Annotated in this window: 2 protein-coding genes; both read right to left on the bottom strand. The window is 59.5% G+C overall.

Going from position 1 to position 1,393, the window contains the following annotated elements:
* A partial coding sequence (locus Q0288_RS16905; protein WP_299433170.1) for a GNAT family protein occupies positions 1-602 on the bottom strand: 602 nt, incomplete at its 3' end.
* The gene (locus Q0288_RS16900) at positions 599-1,207 is read right to left on the bottom strand and encodes an FMN-binding negative transcriptional regulator (RefSeq protein ID WP_299433167.1); all 609 of its coding nucleotides are present in this window, start codon (positions 1,205-1,207) and stop codon (positions 599-601) included. The genes Q0288_RS16900 and Q0288_RS16905, both read right to left, overlap by 4 nt.
* Positions 1,208-1,393 lie beyond the last annotated feature (186 nt).

The raw sequence follows: 1,393 nt of genomic DNA, 5'->3' as shown, positions 1-1,393 counted from the left end.
CGCTCGCGCACCGCCAGCCACTCCTCGGCCAGGATGCTAAACAGGGCAGTGCTGCGAATGCCGCCGTCGGAAGCAGGCCGATGAGCCCGAAGAATCCCATCAAAGTTGGCGCCCAGTCTGACAATGGCATTGCGCGAGCGCAGGTTGCGCGCATCGGTTTTCAGGGTAACCCGACGCACCCTAAACACCTCAAACGCATGGGTCAGCATCAGGAGCTTGGCCTCGGTGTTGAGGCCGGTGCGCTGGGCGTGGGGGGCCAGCCAGGTCCAGCCGATTTCTACGGCGTCGGGCAGGCCCGGACGGTAGTTGGGGTTGTCTACGGCCCAGGGCCAGTACTCGAACTCCACAAAACGGGTGCTGCCCACCGGTTGATTTACCCGCTTGTCCACGGTCAAAAAAGGCAGCGCACAGCCCCTGGCCTGGTCGTCCAGGGCAGCCTGGATGTAGCGGCGCATTCCGTCCTCGGTTTTGGGGATGAAGGTAACCGGGTACTCCTCGAGTCCCGCCAATTCCAGCAAGACCGGCAGATGCTCAATCGTCAGCGGCTCCAGCCGCACTAAAGAGCCCTCGAGGAGGATGGGCTGGGTCAGGCTCAGGTTCATGCCTCATCCAGGTTTTTTTGCATCTGGGCAGCTACAGCCCGGTCACCAGGATTCTGGCGCTGCCCCAAAGCCGCCACAACCCGCTCCTGGTCAGCCCTGCTACGGTTTTGCGAGAGCTTGAACTTACCTTCAAGCCGGGTAATCTCAATCTGGAAAGCCACAATACCTCTCATCATTCCGTGCAGGTAGTCTTCACGGAGTTCCTCCATTTTCCACTGCTGCTCATACTGTAAAACCAGGTCGTGCAGCAGGGTTTTCACAACGGCTGACTCCTCGACGATCTGCACCCTGCCATAGGCGTGGACGGTCATATAGTTCCAGGTGGGTACGCTGGGGTGTTTCTCATACCAGGTAGGGGAGATGAAGCCGTGGTCGCCCTGGAAAATAACCAGAATTTCTTCGTTCTGGGCGAACGAAGTCCACTGTGGATTGGCGCGTGCAAGGTGGCTGGCCAGCATATTGCGTTCGGGGTAGACCGTAAAGGGTATCTGGGTGGCAAAGGGTCTGCCCTCATGCACCGAGACCAGGGTGGCAAAACCGATTTGCCGCATCAAATCAAACAGCACTCGAGGTTCGGTTACAGCAAAGTGCTGGGGGAGATACATTTTCCCAGCCTAGCGTCAGACCTCCGCCTTGCCAATAGACACCTTGTCCAGTGGCCCAACCTGCGCTTGTTTGCATCTCCTGATCGGGTTTCTCACAAACCCTTCGCCCCCGGAGTCAAGGGCGGTACGCCCCCCCCGCAACGCGGGTACTGGAGTCAAGGGCGGTACGCCCCCCGCAACGCGGGT

Origin of the sequence: uncultured Meiothermus sp., assembly GCF_937863175.1 — a bacterium.
GTDB lineage: Bacteria > Deinococcota > Deinococci > Deinococcales > Thermaceae > Meiothermus.
This window is presented reverse-complemented; position numbering and strand designations above follow the sequence as displayed.